Annotated in this window: 16 protein-coding genes and 2 riboswitches; of the genes, 12 read left to right on the plus strand and 4 right to left on the minus strand. The window is 41.9% G+C overall.

Features of this window, described 5'->3' with window-relative positions:
• Nucleotides 1–24 precede the first annotated feature (24 nt).
• The 6 genes from comGC (at nucleotide 25) to AC1DIV_RS06170 (ending at nucleotide 2,196) form a co-directional block, all read left to right on the plus strand.
• Nucleotides 25–336 (plus strand): competence type IV pilus major pilin ComGC, encoded by a 312-nt coding sequence (comGC, locus tag AC1DIV_RS06145; protein ID WP_048688337.1) that lies wholly within the window; start codon nucleotides 25–27, stop codon nucleotides 334–336.
• 7 nt (nucleotides 337–343) lie between these two features.
• On the plus strand, nucleotides 344–787 hold the full coding sequence (gene comGD / locus AC1DIV_RS06150; protein WP_048688291.1) for a competence type IV pilus minor pilin ComGD: 444 nt from the start codon (nucleotides 344–346) through the stop codon (nucleotides 785–787).
• Nucleotides 774–1,112: a hypothetical protein gene (locus AC1DIV_RS06155; RefSeq protein ID WP_323598480.1), complete on the plus strand. Its 339-nt coding sequence runs from the start codon at nucleotides 774–776 to the stop codon at nucleotides 1,110–1,112. The genes comGD and AC1DIV_RS06155 overlap by 14 nt, the downstream gene beginning before the upstream one ends.
• Nucleotides 1,060–1,539 (plus strand): competence type IV pilus minor pilin ComGF, encoded by a 480-nt coding sequence (gene comGF / locus AC1DIV_RS06160; protein ID WP_081088666.1) that lies wholly within the window; start codon nucleotides 1,060–1,062, stop codon nucleotides 1,537–1,539. The genes AC1DIV_RS06155 and comGF overlap by 53 nt, the downstream gene beginning before the upstream one ends.
• On the plus strand, nucleotides 1,532–1,918 hold the full coding sequence (gene comGG / locus AC1DIV_RS06165) for a competence type IV pilus minor pilin ComGG (RefSeq protein ID WP_477575985.1): 387 nt from the start codon (nucleotides 1,532–1,534) through the stop codon (nucleotides 1,916–1,918). Before comGF ends, comGG begins: the two co-directional genes overlap by 8 nt.
• Before the next feature lie 92 nt (nucleotides 1,919–2,010).
• Nucleotides 2,011–2,196 (plus strand): YqzE family protein, encoded by a 186-nt coding sequence (locus tag AC1DIV_RS06170; protein WP_048688303.1) that lies wholly within the window; start codon nucleotides 2,011–2,013, stop codon nucleotides 2,194–2,196.
• A 44-nt stretch (nucleotides 2,197–2,240) separates the two neighbouring features.
• Here the strand turns inward: AC1DIV_RS06170 and AC1DIV_RS06175 are convergent, their stop codons facing one another.
• Nucleotides 2,241–3,038, minus strand: a complete 798-nt coding sequence (locus AC1DIV_RS06175) for a YqhG family protein (protein WP_477575987.1) — start codon at nucleotides 3,036–3,038, stop codon at nucleotides 2,241–2,243.
• Nucleotides 3,016–4,704 (minus strand): DEAD/DEAH box helicase, encoded by a 1,689-nt coding sequence (locus AC1DIV_RS06180; RefSeq protein ID WP_057278810.1) that lies wholly within the window; start codon nucleotides 4,702–4,704, stop codon nucleotides 3,016–3,018. Before AC1DIV_RS06180 ends, AC1DIV_RS06175 begins: the two co-directional genes overlap by 23 nt.
• A 375-nt stretch (nucleotides 4,705–5,079) precedes the next feature.
• Nucleotides 5,080–5,167: riboswitch (glycine riboswitch) on the plus strand.
• A gap of 3 nt (nucleotides 5,168–5,170) precedes the next feature.
• Nucleotides 5,171–5,256, plus strand: a riboswitch (glycine riboswitch).
• A 140-nt stretch (nucleotides 5,257–5,396) separates the two neighbouring features.
• On the opposite strand from AC1DIV_RS06180, the gene gcvT reads away from it, so the two are divergent.
• Genes gcvT through gcvPB form a run of 3 tightly spaced genes read left to right on the plus strand, consistent with a single transcriptional unit; the run spans nucleotide 5,397 to nucleotide 9,317 of the window.
• Nucleotides 5,397–6,503, plus strand: a complete 1,107-nt coding sequence (gene gcvT / locus AC1DIV_RS06185) for a glycine cleavage system aminomethyltransferase GcvT (RefSeq protein ID WP_072273223.1) — start codon at nucleotides 5,397–5,399, stop codon at nucleotides 6,501–6,503.
• A gap of 17 nt (nucleotides 6,504–6,520) precedes the next feature.
• Nucleotides 6,521–7,867, plus strand: coding sequence for an aminomethyl-transferring glycine dehydrogenase subunit GcvPA (gene gcvPA / locus AC1DIV_RS06190; protein ID WP_477575989.1), 1,347 nt, complete (start codon nucleotides 6,521–6,523; stop codon nucleotides 7,865–7,867).
• The gene (gcvPB, locus tag AC1DIV_RS06195; RefSeq protein ID WP_063594101.1) at nucleotides 7,860–9,317 is read left to right on the plus strand and encodes an aminomethyl-transferring glycine dehydrogenase subunit GcvPB; all 1,458 of its coding nucleotides are present in this window, start codon (nucleotides 7,860–7,862) and stop codon (nucleotides 9,315–9,317) included. Before gcvPA ends, gcvPB begins: the two co-directional genes overlap by 8 nt.
• A gap of 139 nt (nucleotides 9,318–9,456) precedes the next feature.
• Here gcvPB and AC1DIV_RS06200 read toward each other — a convergent pair whose 3' ends face one another.
• Nucleotides 9,457–9,840 carry a rhodanese-like domain-containing protein gene (locus tag AC1DIV_RS06200; RefSeq protein WP_034308355.1) on the minus strand — a complete coding sequence of 128 codons (384 nt, stop codon included), beginning with the start codon at nucleotides 9,838–9,840 and terminating at the stop codon, nucleotides 9,457–9,459.
• 201 nt (nucleotides 9,841–10,041) lie between these two features.
• Between AC1DIV_RS06200 and AC1DIV_RS06205 the strand changes: the two genes are divergently transcribed.
• Nucleotides 10,042–10,878 (plus strand): lipoate--protein ligase family protein, encoded by an 837-nt coding sequence (locus AC1DIV_RS06205; protein WP_048688324.1) that lies wholly within the window; start codon nucleotides 10,042–10,044, stop codon nucleotides 10,876–10,878.
• Between the two features lie 387 nt (nucleotides 10,879–11,265).
• Complete coding sequence (locus AC1DIV_RS06210; RefSeq protein ID WP_477575990.1) at nucleotides 11,266–13,836, plus strand: vitamin B12-dependent ribonucleotide reductase; 2,571 nt, start codon at nucleotides 11,266–11,268, stop codon at nucleotides 13,834–13,836.
• Nucleotides 13,837–13,988: 152 nt separating this feature from the next.
• On the opposite strand, the gene AC1DIV_RS06215 is transcribed toward AC1DIV_RS06210, so the two are convergent.
• Nucleotides 13,989–14,174: a hypothetical protein gene (locus AC1DIV_RS06215; protein ID WP_477575992.1), complete on the minus strand. Its 186-nt coding sequence runs from the start codon at nucleotides 14,172–14,174 to the stop codon at nucleotides 13,989–13,991.
• Between the two features lie 137 nt (nucleotides 14,175–14,311).
• Between AC1DIV_RS06215 and splB the strand changes: the two genes are divergently transcribed.
• Nucleotides 14,312–15,337, plus strand: coding sequence for a spore photoproduct lyase (gene splB, locus AC1DIV_RS06220; protein ID WP_034308346.1), 1,026 nt, complete (start codon nucleotides 14,312–14,314; stop codon nucleotides 15,335–15,337).
• The last annotated feature ends 6 nt before the right edge of the window (nucleotides 15,338–15,343 follow it).

Genomic DNA, 15,343 nt, shown 5'->3' on the forward strand with positions numbered 1-15,343 from the left:
CAGATGCTTCAGGAGCATGATGATATGTTGAAGAAAGTGATGAATGAACGTGGTTTTACACTAATTGAAATGCTTATTGTTTTACTGGTGATATCCATCCTTTTGATTATAACAATCCCCAATATCACGAAAAACCAATCCACAATCCAGTCTAAAGGATGTGAAGCTTTCGTGAAGATGGCCCAAGCACAGGTGCAGGCTTATGAAATCGATAATGCTAAACTGCCCGGAAGTATCGATGAATTGGAAAGTCAAGGCTATCTCAAACAGACTTCCTGCCCAAATGGGGATGAAATTAGTTTGGATAGTAAAGGAAAGATAACGGTCGTTGAGTAGGAGAGAAGTGAATATACGGCATTCCGATGGTGGGTACACACTATCTGAAACCCTTATTGTCCTCGCTATTTTTGTACTCCTTATTTCCATCGGTCCTAATTTATATCCCAGCTTCACTAAAGGAATGGAAAATAGGCTATTTCTTTCTCAATTCCATGAAGATCTTTTCTATGCTCAACAGTATGCCATCAGTCATGAGAGCTTGATTTACCTCCACATTGATAATACCAAAAAGGTTTATACCGTTTCGTCTTATAAGGAGGGGATCGTTTTAGAAAGAAGCATACCAGAGGATATACAGTTTTTAAGCGGCACTTTGGGGTACAGCTTCCATTTTAATCAATATGGAAATGCTTCCAAAGCCGGAACGATTATGATTGACACGTCAAAGGGAAAGTACAAGCTAGTGCTCAATATCGGTAAAGGGAGGTTCCGGATTGAGAAATTGTAAAGGGTACGTCTACCTTGAACTGATGGCTGCATTTTCCGTTTGTATATTACTGGTCCTTGCCATTTTACCAATGCTTGAAGAGGTATTGACGCATCGGAAAGATATTTCCGTAAGGACAGAAGCCCACCATTTATTATATGAAAGGTTGACGGCGTTCATGGATGGGGAGATTCAGGCAGTTGGTCAGGAGATCATTTACAAAAAAAGAAGCTTTGAATTGGTTTGGAAGGACCATGGGGATTTCCCGGGAATGATTGAAGGGTGTGTACGCTATGAAGATGAAACGGGTAATTGGGAATCCATTTGTGATGCTGCAAAAAAATGATGGCTTTACGATGATCGAATTGCTTTTTTCTTTATTGATTTTAATGACGACGTCGCTTTTTGTTCTGCAGCTCTTCTCAATCATTCACACCCAGATGAGGTCCGTTGATAAATTGCATCCTAAAGAGTGGGAGGTCTTTACCATGCAAATGAAGCAGGAGGTCCGGAGTTCCAAAGCTCAAGATGTAATGGGAAATAAATTATATTTGCTTTCAGGTGAACAATTATCATCGCTGGAACAATATGAAGATAAGGTACGAAGACGAGTGGATGGTATGGGGCATGAGGTCATCTTGCAGAACATTTCGGAATTCCGGGTCGATAAGGATGGAAGTGTCATTGTTATAAATATAACGGATAAAGCAGGGACTACTTTCAGTCGAAGATTTCATCCCTTCTTTAGGAATGATACGAAAGTCGATGAATAATCAAAAAGGAGTCGTTTTCCCGATGGTCATGATTGTGGCGAGTGTTTTCATCATGTTCACGATACTAATGATCGACCAGTTTATCATTGATAAAAAGTTTTATAAAGAAGTGGAAGAGTCGCTTGTGGCCGACCATCTTGTCCATCTAGCCATCAAGGATGTGACGGCAGAGTGGGGCGAAGAAATCCCGAAAATCATCCAGGGGAAAAAATCATATCCCAATGGTGTGGTGCGATATTCCTTAATGAAGCAAGAAGGTCCTTACGTCTATATCGAGTTTTCTTCCAAAACTAAAAATGACCGAGAAGGAAGGGTCATCATTCAATACGATAAAGAAGCGGGGGAAGTGAAAGAATGGTTGGAGAAGCAAGCTATGTAATACCAAAACAACAGGTTCACGTGTTCAGGGAGCAAGGGAAGGAATAAAAAAAGCGTAAACCGGAAATACTTTGCGTAGGGTGATGATTTTATATGTCTACAAACGCTTATATTAAATATCTGACGCAGCAGCTTGTCGAGTATTTCAATCTGACGAAAAAAGAACGAAAAGAAAAACGCCGTCACAGAAAAGAGGATAAAAACCATGGTATGTCCCATTGGTTTGGCATTGTCCCTTTTGCTTTGTCGATGTTTGTAAGGAAAACGATCAAAAAGTAAAACAGATGTCCTGAACTTTGGACATCTGTTTTTTTGTTCTTTACTTATCCCAACGCACTATCTGAAAGGTAAAATAATCCTCCGTTGATGATGGATATTCTGATGTTGGGTTCATATTGTGCTTTTAGTGCTTCTTTTTCGGTATAATAGCTCTCACTTTTTTCGTCCATATCCTTGTAAAAATGCTCCAATAAATTCAAGTCATTCTGCCAGCGCAGCATTGCCTCCTCCGCCCAGGAATGGTCATCATCCTCGAAACTGGTTCTGATGTATGTATCCAGTCTTGCCAATCCACTCTTGGGCATGATGAGAGGTGAAAGCGTAAAGGAGTAATCCGGTATTTTCGGGGTGACGTTAATCGGTAAAACCCGATGGTGAAACCCTTCCATTATTTCACCCGAGATTAAATTCAATCCGATTGACATGAAAGTATCTTTTTTGCGGTCGCATTGATACGATATTTTCACATTCAAGGTCAGCCAAGGAAACAAAGGATTATTTCTGCCTTTTGATGGAGGCGTATTCTCAAAAAGTCTAGTATACCCTGCCAGCTTTTTGGTTGATTGAATAATCTGGTGAAGGCGAGGGGAGCCAAAATGAATCATTTCTCCCTTTAAATCGGATGGAGCTTGTTCTGGGTCGGTAATGAATGTGATCTGTGCCGGGTTCGGAACACCTCCTGTTTTTTCTAGATAATGCCAATAAAAGGGTCTGTTCATTAATTCCTTATCCATTTCAATCGTCAATTGCACTGTAAGGTGTGTTGGTGCATTATCCAGTATTTCACAATCGTTGGCTTTAAAGAAAGTGATTAAAAAATCATGAATTTCCCGTTGCTGCATGAACCTCACCTTCCTTCATTGATTGAGCGAATTGGATCAATGATGAAAAATTATCCATCTTGATTTTCATTTCGCCCTCTGTTTTGGACTCGCCGACTACATCAATTAAATATTCTTCAATGTTGTTAATATCCAGTTTGGTTAGAATATCATCCAATTCACCGATTACTTTTTCAAATAAATTTATTTTTTCGTATAGTAACTTCAGTATATGTTCTTCAACTGTATTTTTCGTGGCAAAGTTATAAATCATCACATCTTCTTCCTGACCAAGGCGGTGGATCCGTCCAATTCTCTGTTCAAGCCTCATTGGGTTCCATGGCAGGTCAAAATTAATCAAGTGATGGCAAAACTGAAGGTTTATCCCTTCCCCGCCAGCTTCTGTTGCGATTAATACCTGAATATTCTTTTGGAATAATTCTCGCATCCAGTCTTTCTTTCCGCGCTTAAAACCGCCCCGGAAAGGAACAGAAGAAATTCCATTCTGCTGTAGGTACCATTGGAGATATAGTTGAGTCGCCCTATATTCCGTAAAGATAATTACTTTGTCATCAATTTTCTTGATCAGTTCCAAAGCTTTTTCAGCCTTTGAGTTCTGGACCGTTTCATTCACTTTAGTAAATAAATCATCAAGCTTTGCCAAAAAATCAGGGGAAGGCTGATCGTATTTATCTCTCATATTCTTTAATGTATAAAAGACAGCCTCTCTGCTGCTGCATGCTTCCCTTTGGAGAGTGAGAGCCGAAAAGGCGCTTCCTTTTGATCCATCCGAAATTGGCTTGAATTTGGAAACAGCATCATACAATGCTTGTTCCGTTGGAGAAAATTCAATGGTGATGGTTTCCACATGCCGTTTTGTCCATTCAATGCCAGTATCGGCCCGCCGGTTTCGAATCATGACAGTGTTGACCAGTTCCTTTAGGTGTTCATCTTCAGTTATGTTCCGGCCTTTCCCTTTATACTTTTCCGAAAAGAGTGAGGCATTTCCCAAGTGGCCCGGTTTCAATAACGAAACGAGGTGGAATATCTCCTCGACTTTATTTTGAATCGGAGTGGCTGTCAGGAGTAAACAAAATTTCTTTTTCAGATTTTGGACGAATTCATAGTTCTTCGTCTTATTATTTTTAAGTTTATGAGCTTCATCAATAATGATGAAATCATATTCCTGAGTAAAGATGATATCTCGATGTGGAGCGCGTTTCGCTGTATCAATGGATGAAATGACCACATCACAGGAGTCCCAGACATAACTTTTTCTCTGAACGACTGCCGGAATATGAAACTTGGTATTCAATTCAAATGCCCATTGTGTGACAAGGGAAGCCGGAACAAGGATCAATACTTTTTTTACAAGTCCCCTAATCATATACTCTTTTAGGATCAAGCCTGCTTCAATTGTTTTTCCCAGCCCTACCTCATCAGCCAAAATAGCTTTTCCATTCATCTTTTCCACTACTTGCTTCGCCGCTTCCAATTGATGGGGAAGCGGGGTTAACTGAGGAAGGTGCTTGGGCGCCTGTAAACCTTCAAAATCAGGGATGATAAGATTTTCCTCCATTTGAACCGCCAACTTATAAAGTTCCCAATTTCCCCATGGACCGTCATTTTCCATCTTTTGCAGAAACTCGTCATTCCATTCAGAATTGAAGGATATATTGATTTTCATAGAAATAACTCCCTCTTAAATCATAATTTCCTTAATATAAGGTCAAAATCCGAACATTTCATATGTGAAGTAAGATAAATATTTCTCTTCAAAAGTTATTGCAGAGATAAGTTTCTTAGGGTAGGATATAAGTATATTTAGAAAATTCCAATTTCCAAACGCTGCAAAGAATGTTTGTACATCGATTTTGCAGTTCGCGTTTTCTTAGTATGGGCTATATGCTCCTAATTTATCCAAGATTACCGAGGAGATCAGTTAAACGGTTTCTGAAGTTTTAGGAGAATTGGCAGAGAATGCATTCCATTTATGTTCAAAGGTTTTACCGATGCTGGGGGCTTATTCGCTTCCTTTCAATGGTAGACCATTTATATGCGGGTGAAGATAAGGGGAGAGACTACGGATGTAGCGCCGAAGGAGCAAACTTAGCAGTGAATCTCTCAGGCAAAAGAACTCTTATTGGACGCAACTCTGGAGAGCGCCGCCCGTTATGGGACGCGGCCACCAAAGGGGAAAACCTATTACATAGGTAAACTTTCAGGTTTCAGGACAGAGAAAAAGCTCAAACGGGCTTTCTCTGTCCTTTTTTGTGCTTTTTTCACATCATGAATCAGGATGTATCTGATGCGTAATGACAAGAAGCTTTTGATAATGAAGCCAATTAATTTTTTAAAAAATCTGAAGGGGGTCATTTTTTGACCAATTTAAAAAGAACACCACTATTTGAGGTTTATCGTGAATACGGAGGTAAAACGATTGATTTTGGCGGCTGGGAACTTCCTGTCCAATTTTCGGGTATAAAGGATGAACATGAAGCCGTACGGACAAAAGCGGGGTTATTCGATGTTTCCCATATGGGGGAAGTCGATGTTAAGGGGCCTGGGAGCCTTTCCTTTTTACAGAAGATGCTGACCAATGATATATCAAAGCTGCAACAAGGCGGTGCCCAATATACCGCCATGTGTTATGAAAACGGAGGCACGGTTGATGATCTTATCGTGTATAAAAGGGCTGAGGACGACTATCTGCTCGTGGTCAATGCAGCGAATACAGAAAAAGATTTCAATTGGCTGCAAGCTAATTTAACGGAAGATGCCCAAATTACGAATGTATCCAGTGACTATACACAGCTGGCACTTCAAGGACCAGCTGCAGAGAAGATATTACAAAAACTATCAGGAAGTACTGACTTAAGTGAAATTGGATTTTTCAGGTTCAAGGATCATGTCATGATTAACGGTATCTCCACTCTGGTATCCCGTACTGGATACACTGGTGAAGATGGTTTTGAGATATATAGCGACAGTAAAAATGGCCCTGCCCTTTGGAAGGCGATTATGGATGCCGGTAAGGAAGAGGGGGTTCAGCCGATTGGTTTAGGTGCTCGTGATACCCTCCGTTTTGAAGCGAAACTGCCGCTGTATGGGCAGGAGCTTTCAGCGGACATCACCCCGATAGAAGCCGGGATTGGTTTTGCAGTAAAAGTGGATAAGGAAGTTGATTTTTTCGGGAAAGCCGTACTTGCTGAGCAAAAGGAGAAAGGGGCTCCCCGCAAGCTTGTGGGAATTGAAATGATTGACCGTGGCATTCCACGTCATGGGTATAAGGTCTACAGCGGTGATGAAGTCATTGGCGAGGTCACGACTGGTACCCAATCGCCAACATTGAAGAAAAACGTTGGATTGGTACTTATCGATAAGGAATTTTCGGTTCTGGATGCGGAGGTCGAAGTGGAAATCCGTTCCAAACGTTTGAAAGCCGTTATAATACAAACACCTTTTTATAAAAAACCACGTAAATAGAGGGGAATGGTCATTAGATGAAACATCGTTATTTACCCATGACAGAGCAAGATAAACAAGAAATGCTGGAAGCGATAGGGGTATCAACTGCTGAAGAACTTTTCAATGATATCCCTGAAAGCGTTCGTTTTCAAGGAGAATACGATATCAAGCCTGCTAAATCGGAACCTGCATTAATGAAAGAATTATCAAGGCTTGCTGCAAAGAATGCGGACCTTAAAAATTATGCTTCCTTCCTTGGTGCGGGTGTCTATGACCATTACGCCCCGGTCATCGTCGATCATGTTCTTTCCCGTTCTGAGTTTTATACGGCTTATACACCGTATCAGCCTGAAATTTCACAGGGCGAGCTTCAAGCAATCTTTGAATATCAAACGATGATATGTGAATTGACGGGCATGGATGTGGCTAACTCCTCCATGTATGACGGCGGGACGGCGCTGGCTGAAGCAGCAATGCTTGCTTCAGGACAGACAAGGCGGAAGAAGATTCTCATTTCAGGAACCGTTCATCCTGAATCAAGAGAAGTTGTGAAGACATATGCGAAAGGGCAACGCGTGGAAGTGATCGAAATTCCCCATAAAGACGGTGTGACTGACTTAGCTGCTTTAAGTGAATTGGCGAATGATGACATTGCAGGAGTGATCGTGCAATATCCGAACTTTTTTGGCCGGATCGAGCCATTGAAAGAAATGGAAGAAATCATTCATGGCGTCAAGTCCATGTTTATCGTTTCCAGTAATCCGCTTGCATTGGGAGCTTTGACATCCCCTGGTGCACTCGGTGCAGATATCGTAACGGGGGATGCTCAGCCATTCGGCATTCCAGCGGCATTCGGTGGACCTCATTGTGGATATTTTGCGGTTACTAATAAATTTGTACGGAAAGTTCCGGGCAGACTCGTCGGTCAGACGGTTGATGAAAATGGAAAAAGAGGGTTTGTACTGACGCTTCAAGCTCGTGAACAGCACATTCGCCGTGACAAAGCCACATCCAACATATGTTCCAATCAAGCTTTGAATGCCTTGGCAGCTTCTGTTGCAATGACCGCGCTTGGGAAAAAGGGTGTCAAAGAAATGGCCGTGCAAAATATTCAAAAAGCACATTATGCGAAAAAAGCAATTATGGCAAAAGGGGTGGAAGTGATATTCGACGGTCCTTCGTTTAATGAATTTGTCATTAAACTGCCTGCTCCGTTTTCAGAAATCAATAAAAACCTTTTTGAAAAAGGGATGATCGGCGGCTTCGATTTAGGTACGGTTTATCCTGAATTGAAAGACCATATGCTGGTTGCGGTAACTGAACTAAGAACAAAAGAAGAAATTGATGCACTTGCGCAGGAATTGGGGGATCAACATGAATAATCAAGATCAATCACTCATTTTTGAAATCAGTACTTCCGGCCGGATCGGGTACAGTCTGCCAGAAATGGATGTTGCAACTATTCCGCTCGAAGAAATTCTTCCTGCCGACTACATCCGTGAAGAAGAGGCAAAGCTTCCTGAGGTGTCCGAACTGGATATCATGCGTCACTATACTGCACTTTCCAAACGGAATCATGGGGTGGATTCGGGTTTTTATCCACTGGGTTCATGCACGATGAAATATAATCCGAAAATAAATGAAAATGTGGCACGCTTTAACGGTTTTGCCCATATCCATCCATATCAAGATCCCGCTACTGTACAAGGAGCATTGGGACTATTATTTGATTTGCAGGAACACTTAACGGAAATCACCGGGATGGACCAAGTGACATTACAGCCTGCAGCAGGTGCCCACGGTGAATGGACAGGATTGATGATGATTCGCGCTTTTCACGAAGCGAATGGAGATACAGAACGGACGAAAGTGATTGTACCTGATTCGGCCCATGGTACTAATCCTGCCTCTGCCACTGTTGCCGGACTAGAAACGATTACAGTGAAGTCCGATGAAAATGGGTTAGTCGACCTTGAAGATTTAAAACGTGTTGTCGGACCTGATACGGCGGCCTTGATGCTGACGAACCCCAATACATTGGGATTGTTTGAAGAAAATATTTTGGAAATGGCACAACTTGTCCATGACGCAGGTGGGAAGCTTTATTATGATGGAGCCAATCTGAATGCAGTCCTATCAAAAGCACGACCGGGTGACATGGGCTTTGATGTGGTTCATTTAAATCTCCATAAAACATTCACAGGCCCGCATGGAGGCGGCGGCCCGGGTTCTGGTCCTGTAGGTGTGAAGTCCGACTTGATTCCATACTTGCCTAAACCTCTTATAGTCAAGCAAGGTGAGCAATTCGTCCTTGATTATGATCGTCCGCAATCCATTGGTAGGGTGAAACCATATTATGGTAATTTCGGAATAAACGTGAGGGCATATACGTACATCCGTTCAATGGGTCCTGATGGCCTTAAAGCCGTCACAGAGAACGCGGTCATCAATGCCAATTATATGATGCGCAAGTTGGAACCTTATTTTGACTTACCATATAATCGTCATTGTAAACATGAATTCGTATTAAGCGGACGCCGGCAAAAGAAATTGGGGGTAAGGACTCTCGATATAGCTAAAAGATTGCTGGATTTCGGGTATCATCCTCCAACCATTTACTTCCCGTTGAACGTGGAAGAAGGAATGATGATTGAACCGACTGAAACCGAGTCAAAAGAAACGCTGGATGCGTTCATCGATGCGATGATCCAGATTGCCAAGGAAGCGGAAGAAACTCCGGAAATCGTTCAGGAAGCTCCGCATACAACCGTTATAAAGCGGCTTGATGAAACTCTTGCTGCCAGAAAACCCGTTTTGCGTTATCAAGCCTAGATTAGTAGCTTACACGAAAAAAATCCCTGCCTTCCGGCGGGGATTTTTCATGTTTATGTAAGATTCCATTAAAGTCCAACAGTTGACTTTCTTTTACTTGAGCTATGGAATTAAAAAGAGCCCATGCCGAGATGGGGTCTTATTTCTTTGCTTTGATTTTCCCGGTCCACATCTTGAAACCGCCCTTTAAGTGAAAAAGTTCCCTGTAGCCCTTTTTGTATAGCATGGCTGCAGCTCTGCCGCTGATGATTTCGCTTTGAGCATACAAATATACAGGCTTGTCCGGCCTAATTTCGACCAAGCGGGTTTTCATTTGAGTCATAGGGATGTTTCTTGCGCCTAAGATATGACCATTTTCGAAATCATTCGGTTCCCGCACATCGATTAGCTGCACTTTTCTGTAGTTGGCGATAAATTCGTCCTGTGTTAGTGTTTTAACGATTTTACGCTGGCGGTACCAATTAAAAAGTGAATACGCAATAACCACTCCTAGGATGATGAGCAGTGTATATAATATTTCCAAACATAAAAACTCCCTTCTACCTTAACGAATACAGACAATCTTTATTATATAATTGCTTTACCCAATAATCAAAAAGAATTTTCATCAAATTCTTCATGACTTGATAGCACTTTCTTTTTTAGAGTGTTAAAGTCTGTTAAACTACTACATGTGAGTTTTTTGTGGGGGATTGAAAAACGTCTATCGAAACGAGGGGTAAGGATGACTAAAGAAAAATGGGGTTTTATAGATTCGGGGTATTGTTCACCGGCTTTTAATATGGCGCTGGACGAAGCCCTGTTAAACTGGCAAAGCAAAGGGGAAATTCCGCCGATCATACGCTTTTACGGCTGGGATCCAGCGACATTGTCGATCGGTTATTTTCAAAAGGCAGAAGCGGAGATTGATCTGGAAGAGGTCAAAAGGCAGGGCCTTGGTTTTGTTCGCAGGCCGACAGGAGGACGAGCGGTACTGCACGAACATGAATTGACTTATAGTGTAATCGTTCCAGAATCCTATCCGGGAATGCCAACCACCGTTACTGAAGCTTATCGTGTCATTTCTGAAGGAATATTGATGGGGTTCAGGAATCTTGGATTGGATGCTTATTTTGCCGTGCCTCGAAGCGAACAGGAAAAAGCGGCTTTAAAATCGCCCAGGTCTTCCGTCTGCTTTGATGCACCTAGCTGGTATGAACTGGTCGTTGAGGGCAGGAAGGTCGCTGGCAGCGCTCAAACCAGGCAAAAAGGCGTCATCCTTCAGCACGGGTCCATTTTGCTTGAGCTTGATGATGATAAGCTCTTTAGCGTATTTAAATTCTCAAATGACAGGGTTAAAGAGAGAATGCAAAAAAACTTAAAAAACAAAGCTGTGGCCATGAATGACATTGCCGGGAGAAAGATAACCATCCCTGAAGCGAAAGAAGCTTTCGAAAAAGGTTTTGCCGAAGGACTTTCGGTCGATTTAGAGCCATATGTCCTCACCGAAAAGCAATTGCTGGAAGTGAAGGCCATTGCAGAAAGCAAATATGAAAGCGATGAATGGAATTTCATGAGATAGAGGAAGCATAATTAGAGTGGATAATAAAAAGTTTTTTCAGATTTGTTTGACCGAATAACACATCCCTTGCAGGGATAAGCCCTAAAAGGGATGGGGAAAAAGCAAGGTCCAAATTAATTGAAATCTGATGAAAAATTATTGTAAATCGACATTTTCCTCCCTTTTGCTAACTATATTAATTGATTTAACGTTTGACAAAATTAAAAGTTATTCAAAACAAACACAATATATAGTAGTTGAAATATTTAATGCGACACTATATGTTGATTTTTGAGTTTCGCTATGATAGATTTAGGGTACTTGTTAAGCGAAACGGACATGTAAGGCTACATAAGGATTTTTGCGGCAGCAAGAACGGATCATGAAACATATAAAGGAGAGGGAATTATGTCGGTTGTAATAAAAGAAGCTTTAAAGGTTGATCTAGAAAGGTTGAATAAGGATATTTCTTTATTTCCCCAGGTTCACCCTGTAACTGCTGATATGAAAATGGCGCATAAGGGAGTGTCCCGTCTAGTCATGCTTGACCGCTATTCTTTTAAGGATACTGAAAAAATCACACTCTCGGCAGGCGATTTCGTCGTGTTGACGATTAAGGAAGATCCGAAATTCCCGGCAAGGGGTCTCGGTTACATCGTTGAAATTGATTGGGAAACCAAAAAAGCCAAGGTATTGGTGGATGAAGAATTCCGTGGCGTATTGGATAATCCGGAAGAAGTCGAGACGGGAATTGTAAACCGTCCGTTGGATATAATCGAAAAGCCGCTTGAAATATACTATGAACAAATTGCGAAACGTAATGCAACGGGATTGGCATCAGTGGAAACCACGGAAGAAAAAAGAACGGAATGGTTCAATAAATTCTATGAAGAATTAAAGAACCTTAATTTCGTCCCGGCAGGCCGAGTATTATACGGTGCAGGTTCCAATACGGATGTTACTTATTTCAACTGCTATGTAATGCCATTCGTACCGGATTCACGTGAAGGTATTTCAGAACATAGGAAACAAGTGATGGAAATCATGAGCCGCGGCGGCGGAGTGGGTACGAACGGATCGACACTGCGTCCAAGAAACACTCTGGCAAAAGGGGTAAATGGAAAATCCTCGGGTTCAGTGTCATGGCTTGACGATATTGCAAAACTGACGCATCTTGTTGAACAGGGCGGCAGCAGACGAGGCGCGCAAATGATCATGCTTGCTGATTGGCATCCCGATATTGCAGAGTTCATCATTTCCAAAATGCAAAATCCAAGGATTTTGCGTTACCTAGTGGAAAACACTAAAGATGAAGCCATCAAGAAATATGCGACGGATAAATTGAAATTCACGCCGCACACGGAACAGGAAACGGCTATGTATCAAGGGATCATCAATTATAAGGAGATTCCTGGCCAAGGCGGGTTCAGCGAGAAAATCATTAGGGATGCAGAGGAAAAGATCCGTACAGGCGGAACGTACAGTGTTCATAATTCGGATTTCCTGACTGGAGCCAATATCTCTATTTGCCTGACTAAGGAATTTATGGAAGCGGCTGAACAAGATGCGGAATATGAATTGCGTTTTCCTGATGTTGAAAGCTATAATGCCGAAGAAATGGCCATTTACAATGAAGAATGGCATAATGTCGGTGATGTTCGCGAATGGGAGAAAATGGGCCATAAAGTCCGTGTTTACCGTAAAATCCGGGCTAAAGAGCTTTGGAACTTAATAAACATTTGTGCAACATATTCAGCTGAACCAGGTATTTTCTTTATCGATAATGCTAATGAAATGACGAATGCCAAAGCATACGGTCAACAGGTCGTAGCCACGAACCCTTGTGGAGAACAGCCATTGGCCCCATATTCAGTATGTAACCTTGCGGCTGTCAATCTGGCTGAAATGGCTGATAAAGAAAGCAAAACGGTTAATTTCGAGAAACTTAAGCAGACAGTTGAAGTCGGTGTGCGCATGCAGGACAATGTCATTGACGCAACTCCTTATTTCTTGGATGAAAACAAAAAACAGGCACTGGGCGAGCGACGGGTTGGACTTGGTGTAATGGGTCTGCATGACCTGTTGATCTACTGTGAAACGGAATATGGCTCTGAAGAAGGAAATATCCTGGTTGACAAGGTGTTTGAAACGATTGCGACCACAGCTTACAGGGCTTCAGTGGAACTTGCTAAAGAAAAAGGCAGTTTCCCGTTCCTGATCGGGTCAACGGACAAAGAAACCAATGAGCTTAGAACACGTTTCACACAAACCGGATTTATGGAAAAAATGCCGGAAGATATCAGGGAAAGTGTTGCTGCACATGGTATCCGTAACTCTCATTTATTGACAGTGGCTCCTACGGGAAGTACAGGAACGATGGTTGGGGTATCAACAGGTCTTGAACCATATTTCTCCTTCACGTATTTCCGCAGCGGCCGTCTTGGTAAATTCATTGAAGTTAAGGCTGACATTGTACAGGAATACTTGGATCGCCATCCAGAAGTCGATACAGAAGAGCTTCCAAAATGGTTCATTTCAGCTATGGAATTAGCTCCAGAAGCACATGCTGATGTTCAATGCATCATTCAACGCTGGATTGACAGCTCGATCAGCAAGACGGTCAATGCTCCAAAAGGATATACTGTCGAACAAGTTGAAAAGGTATATGAACGTCTATACAAAGGCGGAGCAAAAGGCGGAACGGTATATGTGGATGGCAGCCGTGACAGTCAGGTCCTTACGCTCAAAGCGGAAGAAAACCAAATGGACGAGCAGCTTGAAATGGATGAATTGACAGATGTGGAAGAAAAGAAAAAAGTTGTATTGGTCGATACGATAAATGAGCTGCGTTCGACGAATGTTACAATTGGTTCGGAAGTGGGTAACACTTGCCCCGTATGCCGTAAGGGTGAAGTTCAGGAAATGGGCGGATGCAATACGTGCACGAATTGCGGAGCGCAATTGAAATGCGGGCTTTAAGCTGATGCAAAGGAAGTCGTTAAGTATGCTGCAAAGCTATCTTAACGGCTTTTTTTTTAGAGTCATTAATCCAGGGCAGTGACAGTCTGTTCAATTAAATATCAATAAAGAAGACCGAATCATCGTAAATTCGGTCTTCTTTTCACGTTCAATCAACCATTTCCATTTTGCTGCCCTATTTCCTTTTCGGCTAGATATTGGTTGCCATCTTTCAATACCGAAAATTCATCCACCGAGTCTCCCGGTATATTCCTTGGATTTGGAAATTTATTATCTGTTTGAACGGTGATCGTTTGTTTTCCCATTCCATTTGTCAAGAAGTCTCGTTTATTAGCCATATCGCATCTCCTTCATTTTGAATTTCCAAGTAAAAACAATCATGAGGATAAAAGAATAAAGAAAAACTATCCTTATGAATTAGATTGTGTAGTTCGATTGAAAGTATGAACAAATCGAAAAAAGAATGGAGATCGAAATGAAACCATTTATGCCACAGTTAGTATATATCGAGCCGAGGGCATTGGAATACCCGCTTGGCCGGGAATTGAAGAAGAAATTCGAAGATTTGAACATTGAAATCCGTGAGACCACATCGCATAACCAAATTAGGGATCTTCCTGGAGAAAATGATCTGCAAAAATATCGTGTCGCCAAATCGACACTCGTGGTAGGAATCAGAAAAACATTGAAATTCGATTCTTCAAAGCCATCTGCTGAATATGCCATCCCTCTTGCTACAGGGTGCATGGGGCATTGTCACTATTGTTATTTACAGACGACACTCGGATCAAAGCCATATATTCGGACATATGTGAATCTTGACGAGATTTTCGAGGCAGCCGAAAAATATATAAATGAGAGAAAGCCTGAAATTACCCGTTTTGAGGCAGCCTGTACATCGGATATCGTCGGAATTGATCATTTGACACATTCGTTAAAAAGGGCCATAGAGTATTTTGGGAAAAGTGAATATGGGGTTCTTAGGTTCGTCACTAAATTCCATCATGTCGATCATCTGTTGGATGCTGAACATAATGGAAAAACGAGATTTCGCTTCAGTATAAATTCACGTTATGTGATAAAGAATTTCGAACCCGGGACTTCGAGCTTCGAAGAACGGATGGAAGCGGCACGTAAAGTGGCAGGTGCCGGATATCCCCTGGGTTTTATCGTAGCTCCAATATACCGTCATGAAGCATGGAAGGAGGGCTACCATGAATTATTCGAACGGTTGAGTGAGGCATTAAAAGGGGTGGATATCCCTGACTTGACTTTCGAATTAATCCAGCATCGGTTCACTGGTCCAGCAAAAAAAGTGATTCAAAAAAACTATCCGAAAACAAAATTGGAACTGGACGAAACGAAGCGTAAATATAAATGGGGCCGATATGGAATTGGTAAATATGTTTATCAAAACGAGGAAGCAGCAGAGCTGGAAACGACCATTCGGGGGTATATAGCGGAATTCTTCCCGAAAGCGGAAATTCAGTATTTTACCTGAATCAAG

The organism is Peribacillus sp. 05N428 (assembly GCF_056397085.1).